At 73.7% G+C, this 7439-nt stretch carries 7 protein-coding genes; 4 read left to right on the top strand and 3 right to left on the bottom strand.

Features of this window, described 5'->3' with window-relative positions; translation table 11 throughout:
• A partial coding sequence (locus tag VK640_13325) for a histidine kinase (GenBank protein HTE74164.1) occupies positions 1-1541 on the top strand: 1541 nt, incomplete at its 5' end.
• Positions 1542-1554: 13 nt separating this feature from the next.
• Positions 1555-2220, top strand: coding sequence for a response regulator transcription factor (locus VK640_13320; GenBank protein HTE74163.1), 666 nt, complete (start codon positions 1555-1557; stop codon positions 2218-2220).
• A 27-nt stretch (positions 2221-2247) separates the two neighbouring features.
• Here the strand turns inward: VK640_13320 and VK640_13315 are convergent, their stop codons facing one another.
• Positions 2248-2706: an SRPBCC family protein gene (locus VK640_13315; GenBank protein ID HTE74162.1), complete on the bottom strand. Its 459-nt coding sequence runs from the start codon at positions 2704-2706 to the stop codon at positions 2248-2250.
• A gap of 131 nt (positions 2707-2837) precedes the next feature.
• Here VK640_13315 and VK640_13310 point away from each other — a divergent pair, with 131 nt between their 5' ends.
• Both VK640_13310 and VK640_13305 read left to right on the top strand, forming a co-directional pair.
• Positions 2838-4061 (top strand): DUF4192 domain-containing protein, encoded by a 1224-nt coding sequence (locus VK640_13310; GenBank protein HTE74161.1) that lies wholly within the window; start codon positions 2838-2840, stop codon positions 4059-4061.
• Positions 4058-4465, top strand: a complete 408-nt coding sequence (locus tag VK640_13305; protein HTE74160.1) for a VOC family protein — start codon at positions 4058-4060, stop codon at positions 4463-4465. The genes VK640_13310 and VK640_13305 overlap by 4 nt, the downstream gene beginning before the upstream one ends.
• A gap of 61 nt (positions 4466-4526) precedes the next feature.
• Here the strand turns inward: VK640_13305 and VK640_13300 are convergent, their stop codons facing one another.
• Positions 4527-5021 (bottom strand): cupin domain-containing protein, encoded by a 495-nt coding sequence (locus VK640_13300; protein ID HTE74159.1) that lies wholly within the window; start codon positions 5019-5021, stop codon positions 4527-4529.
• A 221-nt stretch (positions 5022-5242) separates the two neighbouring features.
• Positions 5243-7439: FAD-linked oxidase C-terminal domain-containing protein (locus tag VK640_13295; protein HTE74158.1), on the bottom strand; the 2197-nt coding region annotated here is incomplete at its 5' end.

Raw genomic sequence — 7439 nt, 5'->3', positions numbered from 1 at the left:
TCTCGGTGGACGTGCCGACATGGCTGGAGGTCGTCGCGCTGGTCCTGAGCCTCGGCTCGGTGCCGGCGCTGCTGGTCGGTGCGGTGGTGTGCGCGGCCCGCCGGTTGAAGCGGTCGGAGGGCGAGGAGCGGCGGCAGCTGCTGTGGTTCACCTGGGCGGCGCTGAGCATCCCGGCCGGCCTGGCGCTCTGCTGGCTCGACGCCTGGCTGACCGGCTCGACCGGCGGTGGCCTCACGATGGTCGGCGTCGTGCTGAGCGGGTCGGTGCTGCCGTTGACGATCGGCATAGCGCTGTTCCGCAGCGGGCTCTTCGACATCGAGCTGGTGCTCAGCCGTACCGTGACCTACGGCGTGCTCACCCTGCTCGTGGTCGGCATCTATGCGGCCGTCCTGGTCGCGGGTCGTGCCCTGGTCGGCGGTGAGGACGCGGCCGGCCTGGTGGCCGTCGGCGTCGTGGCCGTCGCCGTGCTGCCGGTCCACGCGCGGCTGCGACGCTGGGTGGAGCGCTGGGTGTACGGCGACCGGTCGGACCCGGTCGTCGCGCTGCGCCGCCTCTCCGACCGGCTGGCGGCGACCGCCGGGCCGGAGGACGTGGTGCGGACCGTCGCGGACACCGTCGCCGAGGCGCTGCGGGTGGACCGGGTGACGGTGGAGGTGGACCGGGCCGGCGCACCCGGCGAGGGAGACGCCGAGCCGCAGCGCACGGGGCAGCTCGTCGTCCCCCTGCTGCACCACGAGGAGCGCCTCGGCCGGCTCGTCGTCGACGTACCGCCGGGTCGGCCGTTCACCCCGGCCGACGAGGCGCTGCTCGACGACCTCGCCCGGCACGCGGCGGTCGTCGTCAAGGCGGTCTACCTCGACCTGGACCTGTCGGCGTCGCGCGCCCGGTTGGTGACGGCCCGCGAGGAGGAGCGCCGCCGCCTGCGCCGTGACCTGCACGACGGCCTCGGGCCGGCGCTCGCGGCCATCGTGCTCAAGCTCGACGCGGTCGGTCGCGCGGCCCCGGAGGCGAGCGGGCTGGTGGCTGAGCTGCGCGCCGAGGCGCGGTCTGCGATCGAGGACATCCGTCGGCTGGTCGACGACCTGCGCCCGCCCGCTCTCGACGAGGTGGGGCTGGTGGCGGCCGTCCGGCAGCGGGCGGCCAGCCTGTCGAGGGCGGGGGAGCAGCCGCTCGTCGTCGAGGTGGAGGGGCCGTCGACGCAGCCGTCGCCCGAGCTGCCGGCGGCCGTGGAGGTCGCTGCCTACCGGATCGCCACCGAGGCGGTGACCAACGTCGTGCGGCACGCCAATGCGTCGCGGTGCGTGGTGACCGTGTCGGTCAACGGGGCGCTCGAGGTGACGGTCGCCGACAACGGACGTCGGCCGTGGGTCCCCGGCCGGGTCGGCGTCGGGTGGTCGTCGATGCGCGACCGGGCCGCCGAGCTCGGCGGGACCTGCGAGATCAGCCGGCGGGCCGAGGGCGGCACCGTGGTCCGCGCCGTCCTGCCGCTGGAGCCGACGGTGCAGGTGGCGACCGGCTCCTCGCACCCGGTGACCCGATGACGTCGGTGATCTCGTGAGCTCGTCGGTCAGGGTGCTGGTCGCCGACGACCACCCGGCGTTCCGGGCCGGGCTGCAGCTGATGCTCGCCAGCAGCGACTGGGTCGAGGTGGTCGGGCTCGCGGAGTCCGGCGACGAGGCGGTCGCCAAGGGCCTCGAGCTCGCCCCGGACGTCGTGGTCATGGACCTCCGGATGCCGGGCCTGGACGGCATCGAGGCGACCCGGCGGCTGCTGGCCATCGACCCCTCGGTCGGCGTGCTGGTCCTGACGATGTTCGAGGACGACGAGTCGGTGTTCTCGGCGATGCGTGCCGGGGCGCGCGGCTACCTGCTCAAGGGAGCCGACCAGGACGAGATCCTCCGCGCGATCCGGGCGGTCGCCGCGGGCGAGGTGCTGCTAGGTCAGTCCGTCGCGGTCCGGGTGATCGAGCACTTCGCCCGGGGTGACGGGTCCAGCCGCGCCGCGTTCCCCTCGTTGACCGAGAGGGAGCGCGAGGTGCTGGAGCTGATCGCCGCAGGTCGCGGCAACGCGGCCATCGCGCACGACCTCATGCTGTCGCTGAAGACGGTGCGCAACCACGTGTCGAACATCTTCGGCAAGCTGCAGGTGCCGGACCGGTCGGCGGCCATCGTCAAGGCGCGCGACGCCGGGTTCGGCGCGGCGGCCCGTCGACCCGGGTGAGCGGGGCTTCGCGCTTCCGCCAGGTCGTCAGGCCGGCTCGGCCGCGGCCTTGAGCGCGGCCAGGGTGGCGACCATGCCGCGCCGGTTGTGCGCAGCGCGGTCGCGGATGCCCATGACCGGCATCGAGGCCGCTCGCATCGCGCCGGCCCTGCGGTCCGACCACGACTCGGTGACGGTGCAGCCGCCCTCGACCGGCTCGATGTCGTAGGCCCAGCTCGCGATCGCGGCCGGGCCGAACGCGACGTCGAACGCGAACCGACGACCCGGCTCGGCGGCCGTGACGGTGCAGGTGGTCTGCCACAGCAGCGGACCGCGCTTGTTGGTTCCGCGGAAGCGGGCCCCCACGGCCGGCGCGGTGGCACCGCCGATCCACCGGCACGCCGTCGTCTCCGGGCTCCACGAGCCCATCCGTGTCACGTCGCTGACCATCGCGTAGACCGTGTCCGGAGACGCCGCCACCTCCTCGGTCACCAGGACGTCCGCCACCGCGCCATCATGCCGGGTCCCTCCTGCACCCGTGGCGGCCGCGGTCGTCCACAGGCCGACGGCAACGCCCTCGAAGGCCTCGAGCTGTGGACAACGGCCGACGCACCCCTATCGTGCATCAGGGTCGTGGGATGACGACGTCACGGGACCGGTGGCCGGAGCAGCAGACCGAGCGACAGCGCAGCGTGGTGAAGATCAGCGGCCCGGCCGACATCATCGGCGTGCTGCCGCACCGGCTGGGCTTCCACCCGACCGAGAGCCTGGTCGTGGTGTGCCTCGACGGCCCGCGCAACCGCGACCGGCTGGTGATGCGCTTCGACCTGCCGGCCGAGGAGCACGACCCAGTCCTCGTCGACATGGTCGAGCAGCGGATCCGGGCGATGAAGGCGACGGGTGCGCTTCTCGTCGTCTACACCGAGCAGCCGTCGAGGACCCAAGGCTCCTCCGGCACGACCGTGGGCCCGCCACCGATCGGCGTCGTGACCCGCAGCGGTGACGTGAGGCCGAGCCGCGGCGCCGGCAGCGGGGCCGGCACGCGGCGCAACTCGTTGGCGCTGCCGCGGGAGGCGCTCGTCGAGCTGCTCACCCAGCGGCTCGTGAGGAAGCGCATCGGGGTCTTCGAGGCGCTCCTGGTGCATGGCGGGTCCTGGTACTCCTACCACTGCGCCGACGGCACGTGCTGCCCGACGGGGGGCACGCCGATAGCCGCCGAGCCGACACCGGCCGCGGCCCGCTACGCGGCCGAAGCCGTCCTGCTGGGCAGCAGCGTGCTGCCGAGCCGGGACGACCTGCGGCGCACCTTCCAGCCGTCCGACCACGCGGTGGCCGTCGCCACCCGCCGGCAAGGCGCCACCGAGGCCGGCGACCGGCTGCTGGCCGTGTCCGACGCCCTCGGCCGGGACGGCGCGCGTGACCTGGTGGTCGGCACCCTGCTCAGGCTGCTGGACGCCTGGTCGGACGGCGGGACCGCGATCGACCAGGAGGACGCCTCGCTGGTCGCCGTCGGTCTGCACGACAAGCGCACCCGCGACGAAGTCATGACGTTCGTCCTCGACCACGACGGACCGCTGCTCGTCGCGGTCTTCGGTGAGATCGCCCGGCGTGCCACCGAGGAGGACGCCGCGCCGATCTGCACGGTGCTCGCCTGGGCGGCCTACTCCGACGGGAGCGGCGCACTGGCCCTGCTCGCGGCCGAGCGCGCGCTGGCCTGCGAGCCCGGCTACGCGATGGCCGAGCTCCTCCTCGACGGCCTGTCCCGGATGGTGCCGCCGGACACGGTCCGCGCCATCTGCCGGCAGGTCCGCGCGGACCTGGAGGGAGGTGGTCCCAGTGCGGCCCTAGGCTCGGCGGGGTGATCGGTCGACTCCACCACCTCGTCATCGACTGCCCGGACCCGCGGGGCCTCGCGCAGTTCTACGCGCAGCTGCTCGGCCAGCCGGTGACGTTCGCCGAGGACGACTTCGTCGTCGTGTCCCGCGACAACCGCACGTCGGGGCTGGCCTTCCAGCTGGCCCCGGACTTCGTGCCACCGTCCTGGCCTGACCCGGCGTTGCCGCAGCAGATGCATCTCGACGTGATGGTCGACGACCTTGAGCTGGCGGAGGCGGCGGTCCTCGCGCTCGGTGCGCGGGTCCTCAGCGAGCCCGGTGCTGGCTCGCGGGTCTTCGCCGACCCGGCAGGTCACCCCTTCTGCCTGATCCCGCGACCGGTGTGGGCCGAGCCGGTCGGGGCCGACAGCGTGGACCCGGCCGCGCCGTGAGCGTCGGCCGGGCACTGAGCGTCGGCCGCGCCGGAGCGGCCGGCCGGGCCGTGAGCCTGGCCTACGTCCAGTAGGTGTCGTGCCGCAGGTAGAACTCGCGGGCGGCGTCCTCGTCCTCGAGCGCGGCTCGGCGTTCCGGGTCGGCCAGCGTCTCGAAGTAGTCCTCGCGCGGCGCGCCGGGCGTGAAGAGGATCAGCATCGTCGCGGGCTCGCCCGACTCGTTGCGGAAGCCGTGGATGCCGCCGGGCGGGATGAAGAGGAAGTCGCCCGGCCGCCCGGTGCGCCAGGAGTCGCCGTCGTAGAGGCGCACCTCGCCGGACAGGACGTAGAACGACTCGGTGATCGTGCGGTGGAAGTGCCCCGACGGGCCGCCCGGCTGCGGGCCCATCTCCCATCGATAGAGCCCGAGCGCGCCACCGGTGCTCTCGCCGGTCGCCAGGTACCGGGCTCCACCGCGGTCGCCGTTGTCGATCTCGCGTGGTGTGGCGTCGGGCCGGAAGGCGCCTGACACCTCGCCGTTGCCGTCGTACCTCGACGGTGGGTAGCTGAAGGACATACCGGTCACCCTGCCAGCAGGTCCCCGATCTCGTCGATGCTGCCGACCTCGTGCTGGCGGCGTGGCCCGTCGGCGTCGAGGTCATGCTCGGGCCGGCGGAGCCGCACCAGCGGGGGTCGGCGACGACTGCAGGGCACGAGAGCCGCCGCGCACGAGTCGATCAGGGCGGAGAAAAGGCCTAAGGTGACGGTGCGCATCACGGCCGTCCCAGCAGGCGGCGGTCAGCCCCCGACGACGCTGCGCAGCAGCTCGACCGGGTGCTGCGCGCGGCGCATCGTGCCGTGGGCGATCTGCTGGCGGCACGACACGCCGGTGGCAGCCACCACGGTGTCGCCCGGTTCGGCCAGCACCGCGGGGAAGAGCCGGTCCGCTCCTACCGCCATCGACACCTCGTAGTGCTCGGCCTCGAAGCCGAACGACCCGGCCATGCCGCAGCACCCGGCGTCCAGCTCGACCACCTCGGCACCGGGGATCCGCGACAGCAGAGCCACCGTGGCCGCCGTGCCGACCTCGGCCTTCTGGTGGCAGTGGCCGTGGTAGAGCACCCGCCGTCCGGCCAGCCACGAGTCGGGCCGCAGCACCAGCCCGCCGTCGTCGATCGCCTCGGTCAGCAGCTCCTCGACCTGCCGGACCCGCCCGGCCACGTCGCGCACCCGGGGGTCGTCGGGCAGCAGCGCGCGGTGCTCGTCGCGCAGCGTCCAGACGCACGACGGCTCGCACCCCACGACGGGGGTGCCTGCTGCCCCAGGGGCCGTCAGCAGGCCGGCCAGCCGCGACGCCTTCGCCTTCGCGTCCTCGACCAGCCCCTTGGACAGGCTGGCCCGGCCACAGCAGCCGCCGGCCTCGAGCCGCACCGTCCAGCCGGCCAGCTCCAGCAGCTCGATCGCGGCCCGTCCGACCCCCGGCTCGGTGAAGGTCGTGAAGGAGTCGGCAAGGAAGGTGACGGTGCCCCTCGCACCAGCGCGCTGCGCCTCACCTGTCGGACCGGGCCGCCGGCCGAACCACCGCACCAGCGTGTCCCGCGTGAAGACCGGCAGCGGCCGCTGCGGCGCGACGCCCAGCCGTCGACCCATGACCGCCCGCACCGGGCGCGACCGGCCGGGCAGGTTGGACAGAGGCGCGGTCGCCGAGCCCAGCCGGTTCAGCACCCGGATCGCGCCGAACGCGCGCGACCGCAGGGGAGTGCCGTGGGCCTCGTGATGGTGCGCCAGCGTCTCGGACTTCAGCGTCGCCATGTCCACGCCGAGCGGGCACTCGCTCTTGCACGCCTTGCACATCAGGCACAGGTCGAGGATCTCGTGCAGCCGCTCGTCGCTGCCCAGCGCCGCCGCCGGGTCGGGCTCGCTGAGCGCCTTCACCAGCGCGTTGGCCCGGCCCCGCGTGGAGTGCTCCTCCTGCAGCGTGGCGACGTACGACGGGCACATGACGCCGGACGTCGTCTTCCGGCACAGCCCGATGTTCATGCACCGGTCGGCTGCCCCGCGCATCCCGCCGACCACGTCGAAGGTCAGGTGCGTCCGTAGCGGTCGGGCCGGCGGCAGCGCCGGGTCGCGCAGGTGCTCGGTCATCGCCGGCGAGTCGACGATCTTGCCGGGGTTCAAGACGTTCGCCGGGTCGAAGAGCGCCTTCACCTCGCGCATCGCCTGGTAGAGGTCGTCGCCGAAGATCGAGCGGTTGAACTCGCTGCGCACCAGCCCGTCGCCGTGCTCGCTGGAGTTCGCACCGCCGTACTCCGCGACGAGGTCCTTCACCTCCGTCGCGACGGCTCGCATCGCCGCCACCTGCGTCGGGTCGGTGACGTCCACGAACGGCCGCACGTGCAGGCAGCCGACCGACGCGTGGCCGTAGAAGCCGGCGGTCAGCCCGTGCCGGTCGAGCACGGCACGGAACCTCTCGGTGTACGCCGCCAGATGCTCGGGCGGCACTGCAGTGTCCTCGACGAACGCGAGCGGCCGGCGCGTGCCCACCGACGCGGCCATCAGCAGGCCGAGGCTGGACTTGCGCACCTTCAGCAGCGCCGACTGCTGCGCCGCCGTCACCGCGCGCAGCGTGTGGTAGCCGTGCCCGTGCCTGCGCCACCGGGCGTCGAGCCGCTCTAGGTCGGCCACCAGGGCCTTCTCGTCGTCGCCGGTGAAGGACACGAAGAGGAGGGCTGCCGGGTCGCCTCCGAGCGACCGGCCGAGGTCGGCGTACTCGATCCGCTGGCGCGACAGGTCGAGGATCGTCTTGTCCATCAGCTCGACCTGTGAGGGGTCGCACGCCAGCGCGTCCTCGGTCGCTGCTATCGCCGCCGCGACGGAGGTGAAGTGGCCGACCGCGAACGCGGTGCGCCGAGGCTTGGGCACCAGGTCGACCAGCGCCCTGGTCGCGACGACCAACGTGCCCTCCGCGCCGACGACGAATTTCGCCAGGTCGAAG

It is taken from the genome of Actinomycetes bacterium (genome assembly GCA_035489715.1).
In the GTDB taxonomy this organism is placed as follows: domain Bacteria; phylum Actinomycetota; class Actinomycetes; order JACCUZ01; family JACCUZ01; genus DATHAP01.
The sequence above is the reverse complement of the archived record's forward strand: the minus strand, read 5'-3'. Positions and strand labels throughout refer to the sequence as shown.

What these genes read in the sequence shown, in the direction of transcription:
- VK640_13310 (HTE74161.1), top strand. Translation starts at nt 2,838, where the DNA reads ATGACGACGTCACGGGACCGGTGGCCGGAGCAGCAGACCGAGCGACAG.
- VK640_13300 (HTE74159.1), bottom strand. Translation starts at nt 5,021, where the DNA reads ATGTCCTTCAGCTACCCACCGTCGAGGTACGACGGCAACGGCGAGGTG.